Genomic DNA, 25,409 nt, shown 5'->3' on the forward strand with positions numbered 1-25,409 from the left:
GCGCTCGCCGAACGGCGCCTGGCCGGAGACCGCGAGCCCGAGGAGGCCCGACCGGTGCTGATGGCCCTGCTGTGGTCGGGCCGGCTGACCACGGACCTGGCGGCGGGACCACTGTCAGATGAATGCGTACTGCGGAGAAACGGATGAGTCAGTGGACGATGACGCTGAGGCCGGGGCTGCCGATCGTCTGCGACGGTGAAAAGCTCACCGCCGCGGAAATCGAAGGACGCCGCATCCTCCTGCGCCAGTCCGCGGTGCGCGGGCCGCCGAAACTGCGACAGGTCGAACAGGTCGAACATCTCGGTACTGCTCGCCCATCCTTCAACCGAGAGCCTGACGCGGGCTCTCGCCAAGACGACCGCATTCGCTGCCCTGCTGAGCGGCCTGGCGGATGAGGAGAACGACGAGCGAAAGACGAGGGTCCAGCGCCTCCAGCAGGTGCTGGACCGGCTTCCCGCCCTGGGATCCTGGGGCGGAATTGCTGTTAAGGGGGACCTTGCTCCCGGGCATGCCGGACGTCCCGCACGCGCATGCGTAGCGGATGCTGGGGATCGGGCCGCCCTGCGGCGCCTGCGGCACGCCCGTTTCTGCTGGGCGTGCGAATTATGCGTACTGCGACGCCACCTGTCGGCAAAGGTCGACCGCCGCCGACGGACCACCGGCCCGGCGGGCAAGGTATCCGGCCGACGCTCCGGGAGCCGGACGGCGGCGGCGCCCTGGATTAGCCCGGCGGGGCCCGAGTCCGCTCGGCGGCGATAGCTCACGGCGCCCCTGGTTGACCGAACGGTCTCGGATCTGGAACTCCATCGCAGCCCTCTCCCATCCGTCTCCCATGGGAGACGGATGGGAGAAAGATCTTGCTCATCAGGGCTAAGTAAAGCTAGAGCGAGCTAACTTAGGCTAGACAATGCAAGACATTTCAGCAGGTAAGCCGCTGACCAGCAACTTTCTGGGTCCGCCCGTTGATCCAGACGATCACGGTTCCCCCTCTTCGCTGCCTGGGCCCCAGTGGTTTGCCCGCAACACCTTGCCACGGAAACCCGGTTGGGCGGCATGGTGCATCGGACGGGCGATTCGCCGCACGGACCGTGCACGGGGCCCCCGGGTGCGGCGCCCTGTGCACCGGACAGCAGAGATGCCCAGGGCAGGGCCCTGGGCATCCTGTGTCAGCGACTGGTACTGCCTGCGGGTCAGCGGTTGAAGGACGACCCCAGCTTGGCGTTCGCCGGGTCCGTACCGAGCGTGCCGGATCCGAAGGTCATCGAACCGGTGCCGGTCGTGCCGGCGGTGCTGCCCGGCAGGACCCAGACGGATCCGGCGTTGGCGTTCTCACCGGGCGAGCCGACGACAAGCTCGGCCCGGCCGTCGCCGTTGGCGTCCATCAGCGAAGTCGCCCCGCCGAAGGCGTCATTGGCCTCGACGGCACCCTCGACGCCCGGGGTGTCCTGGTTGAACGCCTTGGAGCCGGTGCCGGTGGGTCCGGTCGCGCTGCCGGGCAGGACGATCACCTGTCCGGCCTTCGCCTTGGTGCCGAGGGCCTCGCCGGGGAGACCGACGGCGATGTCGCCGTAGCCGTCGCCGTTGGTGTCACCGACGGAGACCGCCTCGCCGAACTTGTCGCCCACCTCGGACGCCCCGGGGACACCCGCACTGTCCTGGCTGAAGGCCTTGGCCTTGGTGCCCTGCGGGCCGGACGCGCCACCGGGGATGTACATGATCATGCCGCCCTTGGCGAGGGGCAGGTTGAGATCACTGTCGTAGCCCTCCACCGGACGGCCGACAACGATGTCGGCATAGCCGTCATGGTTCACATCGCCCGTGGTGACGTGCTCGCCGCCCTCGACCCAGTTGCCCTTCGCGTCCTCGACGATCTTGGGTGCGCCGAGACCGTTCGCCGTCCCGGGCAGGAAGCGCACCCGGCGGGCGTCGTACTCGTCACCGTCGTTGATGGTGCCGACCAGGTCGGTGACGCCGTCGCCCGTGATGTCGCCCGCCGCGATGTCGAGGTACCGGGTGTCCTCGGTGTCGCGGATGACCGACGTGCTCTTCGCCGATCCGTCCCGCTTGAACGGGCCGGAGAGCACCCGCAGATGCTGGTTGCCCGCGACGGTCACCACGTCCTGGCCGCCGTCACCATTGAAGTCGCCGACGGCCAGCTTGTCGCCGATGCCTCCGGTGTCGGTGTCGCCCTGGGCCAGCACCGCACCGCCGGACAGGCCGGTGGCGCTCCCCCAGAGCACGGTGAGGGTGCCGAGCTTTCCGACGCCCGCGTCCTCGTTCGCGGCGCCGACGATGAGATCCGTGTAGCCGTCGCCGTCGAGGTCGGCGGAGGCGATGGCGCTGCCGAAGGCGTCGCCGGACTCGGCCGAGTCCGGGACACCCGCGGTGTTCTGGTCGATGACCTGCTTGGAGGCCTTGTTCACACCGGACTTGGAGCCGTACATCACACCGACGTATCCGGCGCCCGCCTTGCCGCCGACGGTGGCCGACGGCGCGGTGAAGGCGGTGTCGGCGTAACCGTCGCCGTTGAAGTCGGCCTTCTCGGGGGCTCCGGCGGCCGGTGCGGCGGAGTGCGCCGACCTTATGGACGACGCGGGCGCGGCTTGGGCTGCGGGCGCGGCGACAGCGGCGGACACCACCGCTACGGCGATGGCCACACCTGCACCCAGGGCTCGGGAATGCACACGATCTCCGATCTCTTGAAAACTGCTTCCTCTCCCCTGACACACGAGAGCGCGCAATGGTTGCACCCGCCAACACTTTGCCGGAACATTCCGGTCCGCAGGGGCCGCTTTGACCCTGACCCGACGTCAGGGACCACGCTGGACACCGAGCCGTTCCCGCACCGGGGAGCGGTCGCCGTACGGAAGGCGGTCGTCACATGGCGTACCCGCACCGGGGACAGGGGCAGGGACAGGACGGCCGCGGGCTCCGTACGGGAGCTGGGCGCCGGGCTCGCCGGACCGGTGTCGCCGGACACCGGACTGCTGCTGCTCTCCGCCACCACGGCGCCGCTGGGACGTGAGCTGTCGGAGACCCTGGGTATCCCGGCGCTCGGTGTGCACCTCCAGCCGGCCGAGCCCACCGGCGAGTTCGCCCCCGTGGTGGATGGAGCACGCTCGCTGGGCCGGTGGGGCGGCCGGGAGGGGGGCCGCGCTGATGGCCGCCGAGGACGGGGCGGAGGCGGTGCTCAGGGCGGTGGAGTCGGTCGGGGGGTGAGGGGAAAGCGGGGAGCCGGGGGGATACGGGGGCGGGGGGGGGCCGCCGCCACAGTCGGCGGCGGCCCCTCCCCGTAACTCCGGCTACCAGCAGCTCACTTGCTGGATCCGAGTGTCAGCCCGGCGATGAAGTGCCGCTGCAGCAGCAGGAACACCACAAGCGTGGGCAGTGCCACGATCACCGAACCCGCGGCCAGCAGGTTGTAGTCCGTGAAGAACTCCCCCCGCAGATTGTTCAGTGCCGAGGTGATCGGCAGTTTGTCCCCGTCGGACATGAAGACCAGCGCCCACAGGAAGTCGTTGTACATCCAGGTGAACTCAAGGGTGCACAGCGCGGCGATGGCGGGGCGGCAGAGCGGCAGCGTGATCCGCCAGAACTGGGTCCACACCCCCGCGCCGTCGACGATCGCCGCCTCCAGGATCTCCTGCGGCAGCGTCCGCATGAAGTTCGCGAGGACGAAGACGCAGAAGCCGAGCTGGAACCCGACCTGCACCAGGATGACCGCCCAGTACGAGTCGAACATGGTCATCGAGTCGGACATCCAGTACGGCAGCGGGATGCGGTTGAACACGACGTACAGCGGGGTGACGATGACCTGCTGCGGCAGCAGGTTGCCCGCGGTGAAGAGCATCAGCAGGACGATGCCGCCGCGCATCTTCAGCCGGGACACGGCGAAGGCCACGAACGCCGCGAGGAAGAGCGTGATGATGACCCCGGGCACGGCGATGATCAGGGTGTTGACGAAGTACTTCGTCATCCCCGAGTCGCTGAAGGCCTCTTTGTAGTACTGGAAGGACAGATGCCTCGGCAGTGAGAAGTAGCCGTATTTGGAGGTCTCGTCGTACGGCCTGAGCGAGGCGTAGACCGCGAGGAGCAGGGGCGCGAGGAAGGCGATCGAGACGCCCATCAGGAAGACGTGCACGCCGATCCGGCCGGGCCGCAGCCCCCTGCGGCGGACGGCGGGCGCGGACGCCGGGACCGCGGTGGGCGGCGGCGCGGTGTCGACGGTCATCGGGATTTCTCTCCTCGGATCTCCTGCACCAGATACGTCACGACGAAGCCCATGGAGACCACCAGCAGCACCACGGCGATCGCCGAGCCGAAGCCGATCCGGCTCGCCTCGCCGATGATGTTGTCGGTGACGAGCACCGAGAGCACCTCCAGGCCGTTGCGGCCGTGGTTGACCGCGTAGACGATGTCGAAGGCGCGCAGCGACTCGATGACGGTGATGACACCGACGATCACGTTGACCGGCCGCAGAGTCGGGAAGACGACCCGGAAGAAGGTCTGCGCCTCGCTCGCCCCGTCGATGGCCGCGGCCTCCTTGAGCGAGGGGTCCACGGCCTTCAGTCCGGCCAGATAGAGGATCATCACGTATCCGGTGTGCCGCCAGGCGGCGGCCAGCAGGATCATCCAGATGTTGAGCTTCGGGTCGCCGAGCCAGTCGGTGGGGTTCTTGGTGTTGCCGATGATGGCGTTGAGCACACCCTGGTCGCGGGAGAACACCAGCTGTGCGATGAAGCCGACGACGGCGAGCGAGAGCACCACCGGCATGTAGAGCGTCGACTGGTAGAAGCGGCTGAAGCGCACGCCCCGGTCGATCAGTACGGCGAGCAGCAGCCCGAACGGCACCGAGACGAGACCGAGAAAGCCCAGCCACAGCAGGTTGTGCCGGACCGCGGGCCAGAAGGGCGGGTAGTTGGTGAAGAGGTTCGCGTAGTTCTGCGTACCCACCCACTTGATGGATCCGACGCCGTCCCAGCTGGTGAAGGAGAGCACGACGGAAGCGAGGGTCGGTCCCCACACGATGGCGATGTCGAGCAGGACGGGTATGCCCAGCAGCAGCCCGAGAACGACGAGGTCGCGCCGCGTGAAGCGGCTGCGGCCTCGTCGTGCGGAGCGCCGAGCGGTGTTGAGCGCCACGGTCTGAACTCCAGGGGGCTGTTCACTCGGAAGCGAAGATGGTCTTCTTCTGCCGCTCGATGTCGTTGCACAGTCCGTCGACATCGTTCGGGGTGGAGAGGAACTTCTGGATGGCCGGGATCATCACCGTCGACGCGAAGTCCGGCCGGGTGTCACGGTCCATGAACTGCGAGATCTGCTTCGCCCCGGCGATCAGCTGGGCGGACTTCTTCTGCAGTCCGGTGTACTTCGACAGATCGGCCCCGCTGTTGACCGCGATGTTGTTGGGGTCGCCGGCCAGATAGACGTCCTCGGCCCTGGGTGTGGCCAGCCACCTGAGCAGGTCCTTGGCGCTCTCCATGGACTTCTTGTTCTTGAGTTCCTTGGACTTCTTCGCCAGCAGGAACCCGTCGATGGGCGCCTCGACGGCGTCCTGACCGTGCTCCGGGTTGATCTCGGGGAAGGGGAAGAAGTCGATGTCGGACCGTTCGGCGGCCGGGAACTGCTGGCCCGGGTGCGGCATTCCGAGGACGACCATGCCGATCTCGCGCTTCTGGAGGCTCTGTCCGGTCTCCTGCCAGGTACGGCCGTTGGCGCCCGGCTGGCAGTACGGGAGGATGCGCCGCCAGGTGTCGAAGACGTCCTTGACCCGCTTGTCGGTCCACGACTCCTCGCCCGCCATCAGGGACTTGTGGAAGTCGTAGCCGTTGGACCGCATGTTGATGTAGTCGAAGGTGCCCATCGCGGGCCACCCGTCCTTGTCGCAGGAGCCGATGGGGACGAGCTTGTCCTTCTTCATCTGCTTGGCGAGCGCGATGTACTCGTCGAGCGTCTTCGGGGCCTGGTAGCCGTACTTGGCGAAGACGCTCTTCCGGTGGAAGACCGCCCACGGGTAGTAGTAGTACGGCGTGAAGTACTGCTTTCCGTCCGCCCCCGTCGACTGGGCCTTGAGCGCGGGCGTGAAGCCCTTGTAGTCCTGCCAGAGGTCGCTGATGTCGTACAGCAGGCCCTTCTTGGCGAAGTACTGCATACGGTTCCCCGCGAACCACATGAAGACCTCGTCCGGGTCGCTCTGCAGATAGCGGTTGATGTTCTCCTGGAAGCTGTTGTGGTCAACGGTGTTGACCTTGATCTTCCGGCCTTCCTTGGACTGCTTCTCATATGCGGCGAACGCGTCAGCGAAAGCTTTCTTCGGTACCGCGTCCGAGGAGTTCGACCCCAGTTTGATGATCTTGGAGTCACCTCCGGGGCCGCTGCTGCATGCGGTCAGGAGCGAAGGCAGCGCCACAGCGCCGGCACCGACTGCCGCGCCACGCAGAAGATTCCGGCGGGACATCCGATGTCCAGCCACACTTCCGGGCACGACTGAACCGTTGTACGAAGACTGCGCCATGTCCCCCTCCTCCAGGGTGAAACCCAACACAACCGAACGCGAGGATTGGATCTCACTCCCAAGTGACGTGCCAGTCAAGGGTTTAAGCGAGATATCGAACAACCGTTACCACGCCTCTTCCAACAGACTCGAACAAGCCCTACCGTAAACGCTCGTCATGACGCGTACATGAAGACATCCGATCATGGGCCACGTACGGAGGAACGTAACGATGCGTCACCTTCCCCCCAGTCACTCCCGTCCCATACGCCGAAGAATCCTCGGAACACTGGTCACCGCACTGCTCTGCGCCGGCGGACTCGCCTCACCCGCCGCAGCCGGCAGCGCGCCGGACACCGTGACGCCGAAGGCCGACAACGGCCTGGCGCTCACACCTCCGATGGGTTTCAACAACTGGAACTCCACGCACTGCCGCGCGGACTTCAACGAGGCGATGGTCGAGGGCATCGCCGACATCTTCGTGGCCAAGGGCCTCAAGGCCGCCGGATACCAGTATGTGAACCTCGACGACTGCTGGGCGCTCCCCCAGCGGAACGCCGATGGGAAGCTGGTGCCGGATCCGGTGCGCTTCCCCCACGGCATCAAGGCAGTTGCCGACTACGTCCACTCCAAGGGGCTCAAGCTCGGTATCTACACGAGCGCCGGCACCAGGACGTGCGACAGCACCGGGCTGCCCGGAGCGCTGGGCCACGAGGTCAGCGACGCCCAGCAGTTCGCCGACTGGGGCGTCGACTACCTCAAGTACGACAACTGCAACAACCAGGGCGTGGACGCCGTGAAGCGCTACACGGCCATGCGGGACGCCCTCGCCGCCACCGGCCGCCCGATCGTCTACAGCATCTGCGAATGGGGCTCCAACAAGCCCTGGGAGTGGGCCGGAGACATCGGGAACCTCTGGCGTACGACCGGTGACATCAGCGACAACTGGGCCTCGATGCTGTCGATCATCAAGCAGAACCTGCCGCTCGCCGCGGCCGCGGGTCCCGGGCACTGGAACGACCCGGACATGCTGGAGGTCGGCAACGGCGGGATGACCGACACCGAGTACCGCACGCACTTCTCGATGTGGTCGGTCATGGCGGCGCCGCTGCTGATCGGCACGGACCTGCGCAAGGCGTCGGACGAGACCTACAACATCGTGACCAACAAGGAGGTCATCGCCGTCGACCAGGACCCGCTCGGCAAGCAGGGCACCGTCCTCTCGTCCGACGACGGGCGCTGGGTGGTCGCCAAGGAGATGAAGGACGGCAGCCGGGCCGTGGCGCTCTTCAACGAGTCGGACAGCCCGCAGCGCATCTCCACCACCGCGGCCGCGGCCGGTCTGCCGAAGGCCGCCGCGTACACCGAGCGGGACCTGTGGCAGCACCGGACCTACAGCACCGCCGGAACCCTCTCGGCCACCGTGCCCGCGCACGGCACGGTGCTGCTGCGCGTCGCCGCCGACCGCAAGTGGGCCATGTACCCGCCGGCCGTCGACACCGGCATCAGCGGCCCGCTGCTGGCCGAAGCGGGCAAGGCCATGGGGGTGACCACCACGGTCACCGACCTGGGCCGGCTCCCGGCGCTCCGGGTGAGCGCCTCGCTCACCGGGCCGGCCGGCTGGACCGTGAAGGCCGTCTCCGGGGCTTCAACGCCCGCTGTGCCGGGCGGGAAGTCGCTGCGCACCTCCTGGCAGCTCACCGCTCCCCCGGGGACGCCTGCGGGCGCCTACGATCTCCAGCTGGCTTCGGCGTACCGCTCGCCGGCCGGCGAACACGTCACGTCGGGGCAGCCTGTCCCGGTCCACGTCGTCGTGGCACCGCCGGCGGGGAGCCCGTATCTCAGTGATCTGCCGGAGATATCGTCCACCAACGGCTGGGGCCCGGTGGAGAAGGACACCAGCAACGGCGAGGACCGGGCGGGCGACGGAAAGCCGATGACGATCGGCGGGACCGTGTACGCCAAGGGGCTCGGGGTGCACGCGCCGAGCGCCGTCGAGTACTACACGGGCGGCGCCTGCTCCACGGTGAGCGCCCAGGTGGGGGTCGACGACGAGACGGCCGGCAAGGGAACGGTCACCTTCGAGATCTGGGCCGACGGCAAAAAGGCCGCGTCGACCGGCGTCCTCACCAACGACAAGCCGGCGCAGCCGCTCTCGGCCGATGTGAGCGGCGCGCGGACGGTACGTCTGGTGGTCACCGACGGCGGGGACGGGAACGACTCGGACCACGCCGACTGGGCCGGAGTACGGCTCAGCTGCTGACGCCCGCTGCCGCCCCGTCCGGTTCGCCGAGCGAGGCGGCGGCCGCCGCCCCGACCAGACCCGCGTCATTGCCCATGAGCGCGGGCGCCACCTTCAGCTGCTGTACGAAGGAGAGCGTGGCGTAGTCCCGCAGCGCGCGGCGCAGCGGCACGAAGAGCACATCGCCCGCGCCCGCCACTCCCCCGCCGATCACCGCGATGTCGATCTCGACCAGGGTGGCGGTGGCGGCGATCCCGGCGGCGAGCGCCTGCGCCGCGCGCTCGAAGGACGCGACGGCGGTGCGGTCGCCGGCCCGCGCCGAAGCGGCGACCGCGGCGGCGGAGGCGTCGCCGTCCGGGCCGGGGCGCCAGCCGCCCGCCAGTGCCCGGCGGGCGATGTTCGGGCCGCTGGCGATGCGCTCGACGCAGCCGCGCGAACCGCACGGACAGGCGTCCCCGTCCAGATCGACACTGATGTGGCCGATGTGTCCGGCGTTGCCGCTGGGGCCGGGGCGCAGCGTGCCGCCCAGCACCAGGCCGCCGCCCACGCCCGTGGAGACGACCATGCAGAGCGCGTTGTCGTACCCGCGGGCCGCGCCCTGCCAGTGTTCGGCCGCGGTCATCGCGACACCGTCCCCGACGAGCGTGACGGGAAGACCGCCCACCGCGCCGCGCACCCGGTCCACGAGCGGGTAGTCACGCCAGCCAGGCACGTTGACCGGGCTGACGGTGCCGGCCGACGCGTCGACGGGCCCGGCACTGCCGATCCCGACAGCCGTCACGCGCTCCCACCGGGGGTCCGCCGCGAGCCCGTCGAGCACCTGCTCGACGGCGCCCATCACCGTGTCGCCGTCCTCCTTGGCGGGCGTCGGTGCCTGCGCGCGTACGAGAATCCGCCCCCCGCCGTCCACCAGCGCGCCGGCGATCTTTGTGCCGCCGATGTCCAGCGCGGCTACGAGGTGGTTGTGCATTGCTGTCGGATCTCCAGGTGACAAGGGGTGATGAGGAGTGTAAGTGGTCAGTCTCCATTCACCTGACAACGTTGTCCAGGCCCTATGCTCGACACGCATCTCCCACAGCACACCAGCCGACGACAGGACAGCGCACCGTGGCCCAGACCGCCAGCCGCTCCGAGCCCCGCTACGGCAACCGGCCGACGATGAAGGATGTCGCCGCGCGCGCCGGAGTCGGCCTCAAGACAGTGTCGCGGGTGGTGAACGGCGAGGCGGGCGTCACGCCCGACACCGAGCGCCGGGTGCAGGAGGCCATCGAGGCCCTCGGCTTCCGCCGCAACGACAGCGCGCGCGTGCTGCGCAAGGGCCGCACCGCGAGCATCGGGCTGGTCCTTGAGGACCTCGCCGACCCCTTCTACGGCCCGCTGAACCGTGCGGTGGAGGAGGTGGCCCGCGCCCACGGCGCACTGCTCATCAACGGTTCCAGCGCCGAGGATCCCGAGCGGGAGCAGGAGCTGGTCCTCGCGCTCTGCGCCCGCCGGGTGGACGGGCTGATCGTGATCCCGGCCGGGGACGACCACCGCTATCTGGAGCCGGAGATCGCCGCCGGGGTCGCCACCGTCTTCGTGGACCGTCCCGCCGGGAAGATCGACGCGGACATGGTGTTCTCGGACAACTTCGGCGGCGCCCGCGACGGCGTCGCCCATCTGATCGCGGGGGGCCACCGCAGGATCGGCTTCGTCGGTGACCAGCCGCGCATCCACACGGCCACCGAGCGCCTGCGCGGCTACCACGCGGCCATGGCGGACGGCGGTCTCGATGTGGACGACGCCTGGGTCTCGCTCGGCGTCACGGAGGCCGAACGGGTGCGTGCCGCGGTGGAGACGCTGCTGGACGGGCCCACTCCGGTCACCGCGATCTTCGCGGGAAACAACCGGGTGACGGTGACCGCCGTGCGCGTCCTGGCCGAGCGGGAACAGCAGGTGGCTCTCGTCGGGTTCGACGACATCGAGCTGGCCGACCTGTTGGGGATCACGGTGATCGCACAGGACTCGGCGGCGCTGGGGCGTACGGCGGCGGAGACCCTCTTCCGCAGGCTGGACGGCGCGGACGACGCACCCACGCAGAAGGTGCTGCCGACCCGGCTCATCGCGCGCGGCTCGGGCGAGATCCCGCCGGCGCAGCGATCACGGTGACGTGACACAGCGGCATGACACAGCGCTGCCCCCGCCGGTTGTTCTGGCGGGGGCAGCGCTGTCCGGGCGGCACGGCGGCGGGACCGGTGTCCGGCCGGTGTGCGGGCCGGGATGCGGTCAGGGGGCGGTGATGGTCAGGTCCGCACGGCGCGGTCCCGAGAAGCCCTCCATGTCGGCGCGGGTCAGGCCGGTGAGCTGAGTGACCTCGGCGTCGTCGAGTGCGCCGCAGTCGAGGCCCCGCAGCAGATATCCGCTGAGGGCCTTGGCGGTCGCCGGCTCGTCCATGACGTCGCCGCCGGCCTTCGCCACGTACGCGGCAAGGCGGGCTGCGGCCGGTTCCAGGCCCTCCCGGTAGAAGGCGAAGACGGCGGCGTAGCGGGTCGGCAGGTGCGCCGGGTGCATGTCCCAGCCCTGGTAGTAGGCGCGGGCCAGCGCGCGGCGCGTCAGGCCGTAGTGGAGCCGCCAGGCCTCGTGCACGTGCTCGGTCGTGCCGATCGGCAGGACGTTGGTCGAGCCGTCCGACACCCGTACGCCGGTACCCGCCGCCGCGACCTGCATGACGGCCTTGGCGTGGTCGGCCGCCGGGTGGTCGCTGGCCTGGTGGGCGGCGCTGACGCCGAGGCACGCGCTGTAGTCGAAGGTGCCGTAGTGCAGTCCGGTGGCCCGGCCCTCGGCGGCGCCGATCATCCTGGCGACGGCCGCGGTGCCGTCCGTGGCGAGGATGGACTGGCTGGTCTCGATCTGGATCTCGAAGCCGATCCGCCCGGCCGGCAGGCTGTGCGTCTTCTCGAAGGCTTCGAGGAGCCGCACGAAGGCGGTGACCTGCTCGGGGTAGGTCACCTTGGGAAGGGTGAGGACGAGCCCGTCGGGCAGCCCGCCCGCCTGCATCAGACCGGTGAGGAAGATGTCGGTGGTGCGGATGCCGCGGTCGCGGACCGCCGCCTCCATGCACTTCATCCGGATGCCCATGTACGGAGCGGCCGTGCCGTTGGCGAACGCCTCGGAGACCAGCCGGGCGGCGCGGGCCGCGGTCTCGTCCTCCTCGGTGTCGGGGCGGGGGCCGTAGCCGTCCTCGAAGTCGATGCGCAGATCCTCGACGGGCTCGCGCTCCAGCTTCGCCCGCACCCTGTCGTGGACGGCCGTGGCGAGGTCCTCGTTGATGCCGAGAACCCCGGCGAAGGAGGGGGCGTCGGGAGCATGTGTGTCGAGGGCGGCCAGCGCCTGGTCGCCCCAGGAGCGGATGGTGCCCGCGTCGAATGCGTCGCCGGGGACGTACACGGTGTGGACGGGCTGGCGGGTGCCCGGGTCCCCCGGGTAGCGGCTCGCCAGCTCCTCGTCGACCGCGACCAGGGAAGCGCTGATGTCCTCGCTGACCGCACCGGCGAGGCTCGTTGCCACCTTCTCCTGCTGACCCATCCTGCACCCTCCTATTTTCCGCTTCACGGAATCAACAATCCGCATAGCGAAGTTAACGGGCGGTCATGACCTGCGTCAATGGTTGGCCGAAACAGCCGGGGGCCGCGCGGCGAAAGTCGCCGCGCGGCCCCCGGCCGCCGAGAAGAGGCTGGTCAGCCCTTGCGGGTGGTGATCTCTTCGGTGAGTTGCGGGACGACCTGGAAGAGGTCGCCGACGATGCCGTAGTCGACGAGGTCGAAGATCGGGGCTTCGGCGTCCTTGTTGACGGCGACGATGGTCTTCGAGGTCTGCATACCGGCCCGGTGCTGGATCGCGCCGGAGATACCGTTGGCGATGTAGAGCTGCGGGGATACCGACTTGCCGGTCTGGCCGACCTGGTTGGAGTGCGGGTACCAGCCCGCGTCCACCGCCGCGCGCGAAGCACCGACAGCGGCACCGAGCGAGTCGGCGAGCGCCTCGATGATGTGGAAGTTCTCCGCACCGTTGACCCCACGCCCGCCCGAGACCACGATCGCGGCCTCGGTCAGCTCCGGACGCCCGGTCGACTCCCGCGCAGTACGCGAGACGACCTTCGTACCGGTGGCCTTCTCACCGAAGGACACGCTCAGCGCCTCCACCGAGCCCGCGGCCGGGGCCGCCTCGACCGGCGCCGAGTTCGGCTTGACCGTGATCACCGGAGTGCCCTTGGAGACACGGGACTTGGTCGTGAACGACGCGGCGAACGCCGACTGCGTGGCGACCGGGCCACCGTCACCGGCCTCCAGATCGGTGGCATCAGTGATGATCCCGGAGCCGATACGCACCGCGAGACGCGCAGCGATCTCCTTGCCCTCGGCCGACGACGGAACCAGCACCGCGACCGGCGACACCGCCTCACACGCGGCCTGCAGGGCGTCCACCTTCGGCACGACCAGATAGTCGGCGAACTCGGGAGCCTCAGCGGTCAGGACCTTCACCGCACCATGCTCAGCCAGCACGGTAGCCGTGTCGGGGGCACCGGCGCCCAGCGCGACAGCGACCGGATCACCGATCCGGCGCGCCAGCGTCAGAAGCTCCAGAGTGGGCTTGCGGACAACACCGTCGAGGTGATCGACATAGACGAGAACTTCAGCCATGGAATTGCTCTCCTGCGCATACGAAGAATCAGGGGCGGATGAGTCAGAGGGCGGTTGACGGGGGCGGGAGGGCCTCAGATGAACTTCTGGCCCGCGAGGTACTCAGCCAGCTGCTTGCCGCCCTCGCCCTCGTCCTTGACGATCGTGCCCGCGGTACGCGCCGGACGCTGCGCCGCCGAATCGACCCGGGTCCACGCACCCTCCAGACCCACCACACCGGCCTCCAGGTCCAGATCCTCCAGATCCAGCGACTGAACCGGCTTCTTCTTCGCCGCCATGATCCCCTTGAACGACGGATAGCGGGCCTCACCCGACTGGTCCGTCACCGACACCACAGCCGGCAGCGACGCCTCCAGCTGCTCACTGGCCGTGTCACCGTCACGACGACCCCTGACCGTAGTGCCATCGACCGACACCTCCGACAGCAGCGTCACCTGCGGAACCCCGAGCCGCTCGGCGAGCAGCGCCGGAAGCACACCCATCGTGCCGTCCGTCGACGCCATCCCACAGACCACCAGGTCATACCCGGTCTTCTCGATCGCCTTCGCCAGCACCAGCGACGTACCCATCACATCCGTACCGTGCAGATCGTCGTCCTCGACATGAACAGCCTTGTCCGCACCCATCGACAACGCCTTGCGCAACGCGTCCTTCGCATCCTCAGGACCCACCGTCAGAACAGTGATCTCCGCGTCGTCGGCCTCGCCCGCGATCTGGAGCGCCTGCTCCACCGCGTACTCGTCGAGCTCCGACAGCAGCCCGTCGACATCCTCACGGTCCAGCGTCAGGTCATCGGCGAAATGCCGGTCACCAGTGGCATCGGGCACGTACTTCACACAGACAACGATCCTCAAGCTCACGCCGGCTCTCCTACTGCATCGTCTTTTCCGGGCTGCCTTGTTGCTCGCAGCATAGGCGCCTGATGGGGCGATTTCCGCCTGGGGGTTCCGACGCCCCCACCGAAATATTACTCGCCAGTACATCCAGAATGTACCCAGTGAGCAAGCGCTTTGAACTGTGACGTGAGCAACGCTCCGTAGCCGGGGATTCCGGGAGAGTCTCAGTCCCGCAGAGCGTTGAAGCGGCCCTGGTGGTAGAGGAGCGGGCGCCCGGCCCCGGCCGGATCGCCGGTGACGACCTCGGCGATCACGATGCGGTGGTCCCCGGCGGGAACCCGCGCCACCACCCGGCAGACCAGCCAGGCCAGTACGCCGTCCAGCAGCGGCACACCCTCGGGGCCACTGCGCCAGTCGGTGGGCGCGGCGAACCGGTCGGCGCCGCTGCGCGCGAAGGTGGCGGCCAGTTCCTGCTGGTGCTCGCCGAGTATGTGGACCCCGATGTGTTCGGCTCGGGCCACCACCGGCCAGCTCGACGAGCCCGTGCCGACGCCGAAGGAGATGAGCGGCGGCTCGGCGGCGACGGAGTTCAGGGAGGTGGCGGTGAAACCCACCGGCCGCTCACCGGCCGCGGTGACCACCGCGACACCGGACGCGTGACGGCGGAAGACCGAGCGGAGCAGTGCGGGGGCGGCGAGCGGGTCGGCGACGGAATCCGTGGCAGCCGCCGGGGCGGTCCGCGCCGCGGACGTCGTCGATGCCGGTATCGATGTCGGCGTGGGGGTCGGTGTGGGCGTCGTCGTCATGCGGGTGTCCTTCTCCGGTGTGAGCGAACGGGGCCGGGGATGTTCAGACACCCGGACAGCCCGCGCCGGCGTTCCGTGCGAGGTCCACAGGGACCTGACTGGGGAGGCACCGGCCGTCAGGAGAAGTGAGCTGCGACATAGCGTCAGATTGACGATTCAGGGGACACCCCGTCAAGAGTGTTCCGGAATGTGGGAGATCGCTCACGGTGAGTCAGACCGCCTGTCCCAGGGCGGCGATGACATCCGCCTTGCGCGGCTGGCCGGACGCCCGGCGGACGATCCGGCCCTGCGCGTCGAGCACCAGCACCGTGGGGGTCCTGAGGATGTCCAGCTCCCGTACGAGTCCGAGCCGGGCCTCCGCATCGAGCTCGACATGAGTGACACCGTCGACCATGTCGGCCACCTCCCGCAGCGTCCGCCAGGTGGCCCGGCAGGGCCGGCAGAAGGCAGTGGAGAACTGGACGAGCGTCGCCCGCTCCCCCAGCTCCTCGCCCAACTCCGCGGCCCCGAGCCGCCTTTCGCCGTCCTGCCCGCGCACGTCGCTCTCCGTTCCTCCGCCGCCGTACCGGCCGGAAGCCGTACGGTCCACAGCCGCCCGCCCGGCCGCGCAAACCGCCGGCCGCCGCAGCTCCGGCCTCCGTTCGGATGCAGCGCTCCCACGGCCAGGATGATTCCCGCCGGCCGCGCGCGGGGCCGCACCGCCCTGCCGAGCGGAGTATGCGCTGCTCGGGGGCGGTGCGAGCCGATTACGCGCGACGTGACGAGGATCTCGCGGCCCCACGTCACCAGGGGTGGCTACTCTGGTCGCCATGGGGCACGATCTGCCCCATGCCGCAAACCTACGGCAGCGTAACTTCCGCCGGGGGGCACGTCCCCGGGCACAGAAGGGTCTTCTCCAGATGGCAGAACTCGTCTATCGACCGGTCATCGGCGCTGCTCGGGGGCTCTTCAAGGCGCTCGACCTCAAGATCGATACACAGGGTTCGGAGAACATCCCGCGCACGGGCGGGGCCGTGATCGTCAGCAACCACATCGGCTATCTGGACTTCATCTTCAACGGTCTGGCCGCGCTCCCGCAGAAGCGCCTGGTGCGCTTCATGGCCAAGGAGTCGGTCTTCCGCCACAAGATCTCCGGGCCGCTGATGCGCGGCATGAAGCACATCCCGGTGGACCGCAAACAGGGCGAGGCCGCCTACCGGCACGCCCTCACGGCCCTGCGTTCCGGCGAGATCATCGGCGTCTTCCCCGAGGCCACCATCTCGGAGTCCTTCACCCTCAAGAGCTTCAAGTCCGGCGCCGCACGGCTGGCCCAGGACGCGGGCGTTCCGCTGATCCCGATGGCGCTGTGGGGCACCCAGCGGCTGTGGACCAAGGGCAGGCCGCGCAACCTCAAGCGCAGCCACATCCCGGTGACGGTCCGGGTCGGTGAGCCCATGGAGGCGCCCACCGACGAGTACGCGGGCGCGATCACCCGCAGGGTCCGCGAGCGTATGCAGGAGCTGCTGGAAGCGGCGCAGCGCGCCTATCCGGTACGCCCGAAGAACGCGGCGGACACCTGGTGGATCCCGGCCCACCTCGGCGGCACGGCACCGACCCCCGCGCAGGTACGCGAAGCCGGCGCCGGCTGACACCGGGTCCCGGTCCCGGCCCGGCCCGCGGGCCGGCGGGGCCGGTGCGGTGGACCGTGAGCACATGGGTGCGACCGGCCGGAAGCAATCACTTTCCGGTCGGTCGCACCTTCATGTATTCACCTGTGCCCACAGACCTCCGGGTCAGCGGGCCAGTTCTTCCTTCAGCGCCAGCAGGAAGCCGTCCACGTCTTCCTCGGTGGTGTCGAAGGAGCACATCCAGCGGACATCTCCGGCCGGCTCGTCCCAGAAGTAGAAGCGGTAGCGCTTCTGCAGCCGCTCGCTGACGTCGTGCGGGAGCCGCGCGAACACCGCGTTGGCCTGGACGGCGTGCAGGATCTCGACCCCGTCCGTCTCGCGCACCCCCGCGGCGAGCCGCTGGGCCATCGTGTTGGCGTGGCGGGCGTTGCGCAGCCACAGGTCGCCGGTGAGCAGCGCCTCCAGCTGCACCGACACGAAGCGCATCTTGGACGCCAGCTGCATCGACATCTTCCGCACGTGCTTCATGTGCCGGACGGCGTCCGGGTTGAGCACCACGACGGCCTCTCCGAAGAGCGCGCCGTTCTTCGTGCCGCCGAAGGAGAGGATGTCCACGCCCACCGCGTTGGTGAAGGCGCGCATCGGCACGTCGAGTGATGCCGCGGCGTTGGCTATCCGGGCCCCGTCGAGATGCACCTTCATCCCGTAGCCGTGGGCGTGCTCGCAGATGGCCCGGATCTCTTCGGGTGTGTAGACCGTGCCGAGTTCGGTGTTCTGGGTGATCGAGACGACCTGCGGCATCGCCCGGTGCTCGTCGTCCCAGCCGAACGCCTGGCGGTCGATCAGCTCGGGTGTGAGCTTGCCGTCGGGCGTGGGGACGGTGAGGAGCTTCAGCCCGGCGACCCGCTCGGGGGCGCCGCCCTCGTCCACGTTGATGTGGGCCGTCTCGGCCGCGACGACGGCGCCCCACCGGTCGGTGAGCGCCTGCAGCGCGACGACGTTGGCCCCGGTGCCGTTGAAGACCGGGTACACCTCGGCGCTCTGGCCGAAGTGGCTGTGGACCAGCCGCTGGAGGTGGTCGGTGTACGCGTCCTCGCCGTACGCGATCTGGTGCCCGCCATTGGCCACGGCGAGCGCGGCCAGGATCTCCGGGTGCGCGCCCGCGTAGTTGTCACTGGCGAAGCCACGGACCTGCGGGTCGTGGTGGCGTACGGCGTCGGTCCTCACGGGGCGGGTGTCAGCCACAGGCGCTTTCCGTTCACATCTCCGGCGGGCTGGTCCCAGACACCGGCGATGGCCTCGGCCAGCTGCGCGACGTCGGTGAAGCCCGAGAACTTCGCATTCGGACGCTCGGCACGCATCGCGTCGTGCACCAGAGCCTTGATCACCAGGACGGACGCGGCCGTACGCGGACCGTCCTCACCGCCCGCCTTGCGGAAGGCGTCGCCGAGCGCCAGCGTCCAGGCCTCGGCCGCGGCCTTCGACGCCGCGTAGGCGGCATTGCCCGCGGTGGGCTTGGACGCACCGGCCGCGCTGATCAGCACATAGCGGCCGCGGTCGCTGCGCAGCAGCGCGTCGTGGAACGCCAGCGAGGTGTGCTGCACCGTACGGATGAGCAGCTTCTCCAGCAGATTCCAGTCGGCGATGTCGGTCTCGGTGAAGGTGGCGCTGCCGCGCCAGCCGCCCACCAGGTGCACCAAGCCGTCGATACGGCCGAACTCGGCCTCCGTACGGTCGGCCCAGGCCCGCGTGGCCGCCAGGTCCAGCAGATCGACCGTCTCACCGGTGACGGTGGCGCCGCCGTGCGCATAGCGCGCCGCGTCCACCGCCTCGGCCAGCCGGGCGACATCGGAGTCCGCGCCGACCACGGTCGCCCCGGCCTCGGCCAGCCTCAGCAGCGCCGCGCGGCCCGCCGGGCCCGCGGCCCCGGCCACCGCGACCACGGCTCCGTCCAGCGATCCCTTGCTCATCGTCTCCGCCTCCTGCCTGCGGGCGCTCACGCCGCTTCCCGCTCGTGGGTGCCCGCCGCGGTGATGCCCTTGGTCGAGGCGACCACGCGCTTCAGCTTCTTGGCGAGGGCCTCATAGAACATGCTGAGCGGAAACTCGTCCGCAAGCACGTCATCCACAAGTTTACGCGGCGGCTGGCTCAGATCCAGGGCGTCCGGACCCTTGGCCCAACGTGATCCCGGGTGCGGGGCGAGATAGCGGGAGACCAGGTCGTAGGCGGCGAACCAGTGGACCAGCTTGGGGCGGTCGATGCCGGCCCGGTACAGGTCCTCGATCTCCGCGCAGAGTTGTTTGGTGACCTGCGGGGCCCGCTCCCAGTCGATCTTCAGGGTGCTGTCGGTCCAGCGCACCACGTCGTGCTTGTGCAGATAGGCGAAGAGCAGCTGGCCGCCGAGTCCGTCGTAGTTGCGCACGCGCTCACCGGTCACCGGGAAGCGGAACATCCGGTCGAAGAGCACGGCGTACTGGACGTCGCGGCCCTGTCCGTAGCCGTCGGCCTCCAGGCGCACGGCCTCCCGGAAGGCGGTCAGGTCGCAGCGCAGCTCTTCGAGGCCGTACATCCAGAACGGCTGGCGCTGCTTGATCATGAAGGGGTCGAACGGCAGGTCGCCGTGGCTGTGGGTGCGGTCGTGGATCATGTCCCACAGCACGAACGCCTGCTGGCAGCGCTCCTGGTCGGAGACCATCTCATGGATGTCTTCGGGCAGTTCGAGCCGCAGGACCTGCACGGCGGCCTCCGTCACGGTCCGGAAGCGTGCCGCCTCGCGGTCGCAGAAGATGCCGCCCCAGGTGAAGCGTTCGGGGGCCTCGCGCACGGCGATGGTCTCCGGGAAGAGCACCGCGGAGTTGGTGTCGTAACCGGACGTGAAGTCCTCGAAGGTGATGCCGCAGAACAGCGGGTTGTCGTAGCGCGTGGACTCCAGCTCGGAGAGCCACTCCGGCCAGACCATGCGGAGCACGACCGCTTCGAGGTTGCGGTCCGGGTTGCCGTTCTGCGTGTACATCGCGAAGACGACCAGGTGCTGGAGTCCGTCGGCGCGCAGGTCGGCCGGGTGGAAGGCGAGCAGCGAGTCCAGGAAGTCCGGGACGGCGAATCCGCTGCCGGCCCACTTGCGGAGGTCGGCGACGAGCGCCCGGTGGTACGCGGCGTCGTGGGGCAGCAGCGGGGAGAGCTCCTCGACCGCGCCCGTCACACGCGCGACCGCCTCATCGGCGGCGGTACGGGAAGGGGCGCCGTCGGCCTCGAAGTCGATGGAACCGTCCTTCGACTGCCACGGCCGGATCTCCTCGACGGCGTTCTTGAGCACGGGCCAGGCCGGGTGCTCAACCACCCGCCGGTCGCCGGATATACCGCCGCCGACTGCGTCCGGCACAAGAATTTTCGTCATGTCACTTCCTCCACAGCAGAATTTGCCGTCCAACCGCTGGGACACCGTATCCATGTTCGGATCGCTGGTTCAAGGTCGCACTCAACAAATCATCCCGCGGAACCCCCATGATCGCAGCGAATCTTCCTGTCGTATGCCCGGGATGGAACCGCTTCCACCCCGCGGTGCCCGGAAAAACCGCACTTCGGAAGATCCGTTTTCCGGTCCGCCCGCCGGCCGGAAAAACGGGCGCTCCGCCGCATCGCGGGAGCCGGGGACAGTGGCGGAGGCGGAGAGTTAGGCTGCGGCTCTGCCAGCTGGGTAGCAATGCCACGCGAGAGCCGCCGTCGACGGAAGCGAGAGAACCTTGAGTCTCCTCATCATCGGACATCGCGGGGTCATGGGCGTCGAGCCGGAGAACACCCTGCGGTCCTTCCGCCGTGCGGAACAGGCGGGTATGGACGCCATCGAGCTCGACCTGCATCTGAGCAAGGACGGTTCACTCGTCGTCATGCACGACACGGACGTGGACCGCACGACCGACGGCAACGGAGCCATCGCCGACCGGACGCTCGCCGAGCTGCGTGAGCTCGACGCCGGCCAGGGCGAGCGGATCCCGGTCTTCGAAGAGGTGCTGGACGCGGTCCGCTCACCGATCCAGGCAGAGATCAAGGACGCCGCCGCGGCGCGGGCGCTCGCCGCGGTGATGCTCCGGCGCGATCTGGCCGGGCGGGTCGAGGTCTCGTCGTTCCACGACGAGGCGGTCCGCGAGATCGCCTCACTCGTTCCGGGCGTGCGGACGGTGCTCATCGCGAGCCGCTGGGGCCCGGACATCGTGGACCGCGCCAAGGCCGTCGGCGCCGCGACGGTGGCGCTGAACATCCGCAGGCTGACCCTGGAGATGGTCGAGAAGGCGCACGCGGAAGGCCTGAAGGTGCTCGGCTGGGTGGTGAACACCCAGGACCATCTGAGGCTGGTCCGGGCGCTGGATCTGGACGGTGCGACCACCGACTACCCGGAGATCCGGCGCACCGGGCGATTCACGGCCTGAGGACCACTACTCCGCTCGCGGGCCGGGGGTCCCGGCCGGGAGCGGCTTGATCAGCAGCTCGAACTGAAGGTCGTCGCGGAGCGGGATACCGAACCGCTCGTCGCCGTACGGGAAGGGGAACATCCTCCCCGTGCGGCGGTAGCCGCGCCGCTCGTACCAGGCGATGAGGTCGTCCCGTACGGATATGACCGTCATGTGCATCTCATCGGCACCCCACTCGGCGTGCACCAGGCGTTCGGCCTCGGCGATGATCCGCTTGCCGAGTCCCGCGCCCTGCAGGGCCGGGCTCACCGCGAACATCCCGAAGTAGGCCGCGTGGCCGCGCCGCTCCAGCTGGCAGCAGGCGACCGGCTCGCCGTCACGCTCCACCACCATCAGCCGGCTGGCGGGCGCCGCCATGACTCCGCGCACCCCCTCCGGGTCGGTGCGCTGCCCGTCCAGGATGTCCGCCTCGGTCGTCCAGCCGGTGCGGCTGCTGTCCCCGCGGTAGGCCGACTCGATCAAGGTGACGAGCGCCGGTACGTCGGCCTCTGCCGCGTCCCTGAAAGTGATCCGGTCGGGGGCGGTGTCCATGGGGTGATGTCTCCCGTCGAAGGCGGTTCCGGGCGGTCCGGAGCTGCCCGGACGGTGCTGACCAGACAGTAACGCGCCCGCGACGCGCTCCCCCGTGCCCCCCTGCGCTTGCGTGCGCTCCGCCCGGCCCGGGCATCGATGCGTGGAGGGGGACGGCCGGACGGGCCGGCGCGTCGAACGGGGAGGTACGCCGTGCACGGATCCTCGATGTCCGGCTGGCTGCTGATGGCGCTGAGCGCGGCGACCGGGGCCTACTGCCTGCTGCGGATGCGCAGCACATCGCAGCAGGCGCGGACGGCTGCGGGGGGCGAGGCGGTGATGGGGTTCGGCATGGCGGCGATGGCTCTGCCCGCCGCGATGGGCACTCTCCCGGGGTGGGGGTGGACGGTACTCGCCGCGGTCTTCGCGGCGGGCGGCCTCCGGGCCCTGTGGCAGCTCCGGTCGAGCGCTCACCATCTGCACCACCTGGTCGGCTCGCTCGCCATGGTCTACATGGCGCTCACGATGACAGCGGGGATGGCGTCGGGCGGGGCGCATGGCGGAGCCATGGATGGCGGCGCCATGGATGGCGGCGCCATGGATGGCGGCGCCATGGATGGCGGCGCCATGGATGGCGGCGCCATGAGTGGCGGCTCCATGGAGCACGCGTCGCACTCGGCCGGAGGGATACCGCTCCTCACCGGGGCGCTGCTGGCCTACTACGCCGTGTACGTCCTGCGCACGGGCGCCACCCTGGTCCCCGCGGTGTCGGTGGCAACGGGGGGTGGCGGGCCCGCTGGTGCCATCGGCTGGGGAGCCCGTCCGGAGCTGGCGCTCGCCTGCCGGCTGGCCATGGGAATGGCCATGTTCGCGATGCTGCTGACGATCTGACCCGGGCAGGGCGACGGAACCAGAGCGGGAGAGCTGTGGGAGCTGTGGGCGGCCAGACTGCGGCTCTTCGAATCGAGAGGCCGGCGCGGGCCGTGAAGCCGGAGGGGGGGCGGCTCCGCCCGGCACACACCCTGCCCTCAAGAAGGGATCAACGCGGCGCGTATCCCTGGAGAAAGGCTCGTACCCCCGACTCGATGATCGCGTCCTCCGCCCCGTCCGGGAGCGGCAACGCCCCGTGGAAACTCTGCTCGTTGATCTCCGCCACCGTGAGCAGCAGCAAGTGGCGGGCCGCCCGCGCCGGATCGTCCGTCACGAGCAGCCCGTCGGCGGCCAGCCGCTCGAACCGCTCGGCCAGCGCGTCGGAAGCCCGCTGCGGTCCGCTCTGCCGCCAGGCCGTGAGGAACTCCTGAGGGAGATGGGCACTTTCGACCCGCATCTGCCGGACGACCGCGAAATGATCGGCGAACCGGTGCGACGAGGCGACCCAGGCCCGTACGAACTCGACGAGGTCCTGCTCCAGTTCGGCCGCGGTGACCTTGTACAGCCGCCGGTCGATCGCGTCGAGACGTGCCTCGACGACCGGCTCCGAGCCCTCGACCACCACGGCCCTGAAGAGCTGGGCCTTCCCACCGGGGAAGTGGTTGTAGATCGTGCGGGTGGAGACCACGGCCTCCTTGGCGATCGATTCGATGCTCGTACGCGTATAGCCGTCACGCCCGAAGACCTTGCGCGCGCCCCGCAGGATGGCCGCCCGCTTCTCCGCCTGGCCCTGCCTCATGGGTGACCGCCCTCTCTGCCCCTGCCGCCCTGGTCAAGGTACCCGTAAGCGGAAACTGCAATGACCATTGCATTCGCTGCCCTACACGTTGTACTTTACCCGCCATGCCCCACCACGCGAACACCAGAGTCGAGGAACCAGCGAACAGCAGTCACACCAGGACACTGCGGATTCCCACAGCGGACGGCCGGGCCGACGCCTTCGCCGCCTTCCCCGACGGAGGCGAGCAGCACCCCGGGGTGCTGATGTATCCGGACGCCTTCGGCCTGCGGCCCGTGCTGCGGGAGATGGCCCGCGAACTGTCCGGGCACGGGTACTGCGTACTCGTCCCCAACCTCTACTACCGGCACGGTCCGGCGCCGGTGACCGACCTTCCCGCGTACCTCGGGAAAGAGGTCAGGCCCGCGGTCTTCGCCCAGCTGATGCCCTTGATCGAGGCGCACACCCCCGAACGCGCCCTGCGGGACGCCGACGCCTACCTCGGCTTCCTCACCGACCGGCCCGAGGTCAGCGCCGGACCGGTCGCCGCGATCGGCTACTGCATGGGTGGCGCCCTGGCGATGCGCACCGCAGCGGCCCACCCGGGCCGGGTGGCCGCCGTCGCCGGATTCCACCCCAGCCCCCTGGTCACGGACGCGCCCGAAAGCCCGCACCACCTCTTCCCCGAGGTCAGGGCGCAGGTACACCTCGGCCTCGCCGAAGGCGACATGACCCCCGAGACCTTCAGCGCGCTCAACCAGGCCCTGGACGCCGCAGGTGTCCGCCACACCACCGAGATCCAACCCGGCACCGTCCACGGCTTCACCATGTCCGACACGGAGGCCTTCGACCCCGCCGCGGTGCAGCGCCACTGGGACTGCCTGCTCTCGCTCCTCGGCCGCACCCTGACCGGCAGTTGAGACTCCGCATCCGCGAGCGACACCGAACAGGACAGTTTCCCCACTCCTGGGCGGAACCAGGCCGTGTCCTGCGTCACTTGCGGAGCCAGGCCATACCCCGGCGACACACCGACTCCATAAACTGACGACCATGGTGGTCTCCCTAGCGCTGTTGCTACTCGGAGCCGTGGCTGCTGTTGCGGCACCGCGGCTTCTGGCACGCGCCCAGTGGCCCGAGCGGGAGCCCGTGGTGGCGCTGTGGGTGTGGCAGTGCGTGGTTGCCGCTGTACTGCTCTGCTTCGCGCTGGCGATGACCTTCAGCGCCTCGGCGGCCTGGCAGCTCGTGCGGGGCCACGTCTTCGCCCCGGCCCCGCACGCCGTGGTGGAGGCGTACGCCCTCGGCACATACGCGCAGTGGTCGGCGGCGACAGCGACGGTGCTGGCCGCCGGTGGTGTCTGGACGGCCGCGATGCTCACCCGGGAGATCCGCCGCGCGCGGGCCGCACGCCGGCGGAGCCGCGGGGAACTGCTGGTGCGCTCCCCCGTGCTGCCCGGCGAGGAACCCGGCAGCGAGCGCCTCGTCGTGCTGGAGGGCGAGCGCCCCGACGCGTGGTGGCTGCCCGGCTCGGCTCCCCAACTGGTCATCACCACAGGGGCACTACGGGGGCTGAAAGGCCATCAGCTCGATGCCGTGCTCGCCCATGAACAGGGCCACGCGCGGGCCCGTCACGACTGGCTGCTGCACTGCTCGGCCGCGCTGGCCGTGGGCTTCCCGCAGATTCCGGTCTTCGCCGCCTTCCGCAACGAGATGCACCGGCTGGTGGAGCTGGCCGCCGACGATGTGGCCTCGCGCCGGTTCGGGCGGCTGACCATAGCGCTGGCGCTGGTCCAACTCAACGAGCACCGCGGGGTTTTCGGCCCCTGTCCGACCCCCGACGCGGAGCTTCCGCACCGAGTCGACCGGCTGCTGAACGCGGCCCCGCGCCTCACCGCCGGCCGCAGGCTGCGGCTGACCGCCGCCGCCTCGCTGGTGCCGGTCGTGCCACTGCTGGTGGCGTTCATCCCCGGGCTGCGCGCGCTCGGCTAGTGCCGCGGCAGGCAAGGTTTGCCCGTCAAGGAGCGGCGTTCGGTGCGTGCTCTCGGCGTGCCGGCCGGAAGCCCTTGTACTGGACGTACTTGGGCTTTCGGCCGGTGCGGCGAGAGTGTGTGCCGGGCGTCGC

The 25,409-nt window shown here is 69.6% G+C and carries 23 protein-coding genes; 8 read left to right on the forward strand and 15 right to left on the reverse strand.

Annotated features, from left to right (window positions below; all coding sequences use genetic code 11):
• Nucleotides 1–122 precede the first annotated feature (122 nt).
• Nucleotides 123–395, forward strand: coding sequence for a hypothetical protein (locus tag OHB13_RS02565; protein ID WP_328375273.1), 273 nt, complete (start codon nt 123–125; stop codon nt 393–395).
• A 795-nt stretch (nt 396–1,190) separates the two neighbouring features.
• On the opposite strand, the gene OHB13_RS02570 is transcribed toward OHB13_RS02565, so the two are convergent.
• The 4 genes from OHB13_RS02570 to OHB13_RS02585 all read right to left on the reverse strand — a co-directional run bounded on the left by OHB13_RS02570 (nt 1,191) and on the right by OHB13_RS02585 (nt 6,457).
• Complete coding sequence (locus tag OHB13_RS02570; RefSeq protein WP_328375274.1) at nt 1,191–2,657, reverse strand: FG-GAP-like repeat-containing protein; 1,467 nt, start codon at nt 2,655–2,657, stop codon at nt 1,191–1,193.
• Between the two features lie 656 nt (nt 2,658–3,313).
• On the reverse strand, nt 3,314–4,231 hold the full coding sequence (locus OHB13_RS02575) for a carbohydrate ABC transporter permease (RefSeq protein WP_266859741.1): 918 nt from the start codon (nt 4,229–4,231) through the stop codon (nt 3,314–3,316).
• Nucleotides 4,228–5,142 (reverse strand): carbohydrate ABC transporter permease, encoded by a 915-nt coding sequence (locus OHB13_RS02580; protein WP_266859739.1) that lies wholly within the window; start codon nt 5,140–5,142, stop codon nt 4,228–4,230. The genes OHB13_RS02575 and OHB13_RS02580 overlap by 4 nt, the downstream gene beginning before the upstream one ends.
• Before the next feature lie 22 nt (nt 5,143–5,164).
• Entirely contained in the window at nt 5,165–6,457 is a 1,293-nt protein-coding gene (locus OHB13_RS02585; protein WP_328375276.1) for an ABC transporter substrate-binding protein, read from the reverse strand.
• Nucleotides 6,458–6,725: 268 nt separating this feature from the next.
• On the opposite strand from OHB13_RS02585, the gene OHB13_RS02590 reads away from it, so the two are divergent.
• Nucleotides 6,726–8,756, forward strand: coding sequence for an NPCBM/NEW2 domain-containing protein (locus tag OHB13_RS02590; protein WP_328375277.1), 2,031 nt, complete (start codon nt 6,726–6,728; stop codon nt 8,754–8,756).
• Here OHB13_RS02590 and OHB13_RS02595 read toward each other — a convergent pair.
• Nucleotides 8,746–9,705, reverse strand: coding sequence for an ROK family protein (locus OHB13_RS02595; RefSeq protein WP_328375279.1), 960 nt, complete (start codon nt 9,703–9,705; stop codon nt 8,746–8,748). The two genes, OHB13_RS02590 and OHB13_RS02595, sit on opposite strands and share 11 nt — an antisense overlap.
• Nucleotides 9,706–9,893: 188 nt before the next feature.
• On the opposite strand from OHB13_RS02595, the gene OHB13_RS02600 reads away from it, so the two are divergent.
• Nucleotides 9,894–10,883: a LacI family DNA-binding transcriptional regulator gene (locus OHB13_RS02600; protein WP_401610246.1), complete on the forward strand. Its 990-nt coding sequence runs from the start codon at nt 9,894–9,896 to the stop codon at nt 10,881–10,883.
• Nucleotides 10,884–11,000: 117 nt separating this feature from the next.
• On the opposite strand, the gene OHB13_RS02605 is transcribed toward OHB13_RS02600, so the two are convergent.
• The 5 genes from OHB13_RS02605 to OHB13_RS02625 form a co-directional block, all read right to left on the reverse strand.
• Nucleotides 11,001–12,299: a DUF6986 family protein gene (locus OHB13_RS02605; protein WP_328375283.1), complete on the reverse strand. Its 1,299-nt coding sequence runs from the start codon at nt 12,297–12,299 to the stop codon at nt 11,001–11,003.
• 152 nt (nt 12,300–12,451) lie between these two features.
• Nucleotides 12,452–13,414: an electron transfer flavoprotein subunit alpha/FixB family protein gene (locus OHB13_RS02610; RefSeq protein ID WP_328375285.1), complete on the reverse strand. Its 963-nt coding sequence runs from the start codon at nt 13,412–13,414 to the stop codon at nt 12,452–12,454.
• A gap of 74 nt (nt 13,415–13,488) precedes the next feature.
• Nucleotides 13,489–14,274: an electron transfer flavoprotein subunit beta/FixA family protein gene (locus OHB13_RS02615; RefSeq protein WP_266859725.1), complete on the reverse strand. Its 786-nt coding sequence runs from the start codon at nt 14,272–14,274 to the stop codon at nt 13,489–13,491.
• Nucleotides 14,275–14,474: 200 nt separating this feature from the next.
• Entirely contained in the window at nt 14,475–15,056 is a 582-nt protein-coding gene (locus OHB13_RS02620; protein WP_328375287.1) for a flavin reductase family protein, read from the reverse strand.
• 211 nt (nt 15,057–15,267) lie between these two features.
• On the reverse strand, nt 15,268–15,645 hold the full coding sequence (locus OHB13_RS02625) for a TlpA family protein disulfide reductase (RefSeq protein WP_266859721.1): 378 nt from the start codon (nt 15,643–15,645) through the stop codon (nt 15,268–15,270).
• Between the two features lie 310 nt (nt 15,646–15,955).
• On the opposite strand from OHB13_RS02625, the gene OHB13_RS02630 reads away from it, so the two are divergent.
• Entirely contained in the window at nt 15,956–16,684 is a 729-nt protein-coding gene (locus OHB13_RS02630; RefSeq protein WP_266859719.1) for a lysophospholipid acyltransferase family protein, read from the forward strand.
• A 144-nt stretch (nt 16,685–16,828) separates the two neighbouring features.
• On the opposite strand, the gene OHB13_RS02635 is transcribed toward OHB13_RS02630, so the two are convergent.
• From OHB13_RS02635 to OHB13_RS02645, 3 genes are read right to left on the reverse strand one after another with little or no spacing between them, the layout of a single operon-like run.
• Nucleotides 16,829–17,908 carry a threonine aldolase family protein gene (locus OHB13_RS02635; protein WP_328375290.1) on the reverse strand — a complete coding sequence of 360 codons (1,080 nt, stop codon included), beginning with the start codon at nt 17,906–17,908 and terminating at the stop codon, nt 16,829–16,831.
• A complete protein-coding gene (locus OHB13_RS02640) occupies nt 17,887–18,633 on the reverse strand; it encodes an SDR family NAD(P)-dependent oxidoreductase (RefSeq protein WP_266861272.1) in 747 nt (248 codons plus the stop codon). The genes OHB13_RS02635 and OHB13_RS02640 overlap by 22 nt, the downstream gene beginning before the upstream one ends.
• Nucleotides 18,634–18,659: 26 nt before the next feature.
• Nucleotides 18,660–20,060: a DUF6421 family protein gene (locus OHB13_RS02645; protein ID WP_328375292.1), complete on the reverse strand. Its 1,401-nt coding sequence runs from the start codon at nt 20,058–20,060 to the stop codon at nt 18,660–18,662.
• A gap of 379 nt (nt 20,061–20,439) precedes the next feature.
• Here OHB13_RS02645 and OHB13_RS02650 point away from each other — a divergent pair, with 379 nt between their 5' ends.
• The gene (locus tag OHB13_RS02650) at nt 20,440–21,090 is read left to right on the forward strand and encodes a glycerophosphodiester phosphodiesterase (RefSeq protein ID WP_266861270.1); all 651 of its coding nucleotides are present in this window, start codon (nt 20,440–20,442) and stop codon (nt 21,088–21,090) included.
• Between the two features lie 6 nt (nt 21,091–21,096).
• Here OHB13_RS02650 and OHB13_RS02655 read toward each other — a convergent pair whose 3' ends face one another.
• Nucleotides 21,097–21,663, reverse strand: a complete 567-nt coding sequence (locus tag OHB13_RS02655; protein WP_266859713.1) for a GNAT family N-acetyltransferase — start codon at nt 21,661–21,663, stop codon at nt 21,097–21,099.
• 192 nt (nt 21,664–21,855) lie between these two features.
• Here OHB13_RS02655 and OHB13_RS02660 point away from each other — a divergent pair, with 192 nt between their 5' ends.
• On the forward strand, nt 21,856–22,533 hold the full coding sequence (locus tag OHB13_RS02660) for a DUF5134 domain-containing protein (protein ID WP_328375294.1): 678 nt from the start codon (nt 21,856–21,858) through the stop codon (nt 22,531–22,533).
• A 148-nt stretch (nt 22,534–22,681) separates the two neighbouring features.
• Here the strand turns inward: OHB13_RS02660 and OHB13_RS02665 are convergent, their stop codons facing one another.
• The gene (locus tag OHB13_RS02665) at nt 22,682–23,311 is read right to left on the reverse strand and encodes a TetR/AcrR family transcriptional regulator (RefSeq protein WP_328375295.1); all 630 of its coding nucleotides are present in this window, start codon (nt 23,309–23,311) and stop codon (nt 22,682–22,684) included.
• A 104-nt stretch (nt 23,312–23,415) separates the two neighbouring features.
• Here OHB13_RS02665 and OHB13_RS02670 point away from each other — a divergent pair, with 104 nt between their 5' ends.
• Together OHB13_RS02670 and OHB13_RS02675 are read left to right on the forward strand one after the other, a co-directional pair.
• Entirely contained in the window at nt 23,416–24,210 is a 795-nt protein-coding gene (locus OHB13_RS02670) for a dienelactone hydrolase family protein (protein ID WP_328375297.1), read from the forward strand.
• Nucleotides 24,211–24,340: 130 nt separating this feature from the next.
• Nucleotides 24,341–25,276 carry a M56 family metallopeptidase gene (locus OHB13_RS02675; protein ID WP_328375299.1) on the forward strand — a complete coding sequence of 312 codons (936 nt, stop codon included), beginning with the start codon at nt 24,341–24,343 and terminating at the stop codon, nt 25,274–25,276.
• The last annotated feature ends 133 nt before the right edge of the window (nt 25,277–25,409 follow it).

The organism is Streptomyces sp. NBC_00440, from assembly GCF_036014215.1.
In the GTDB taxonomy this organism is placed as follows: Bacteria; Actinomycetota; Actinomycetes; order Streptomycetales; family Streptomycetaceae; genus Streptomyces.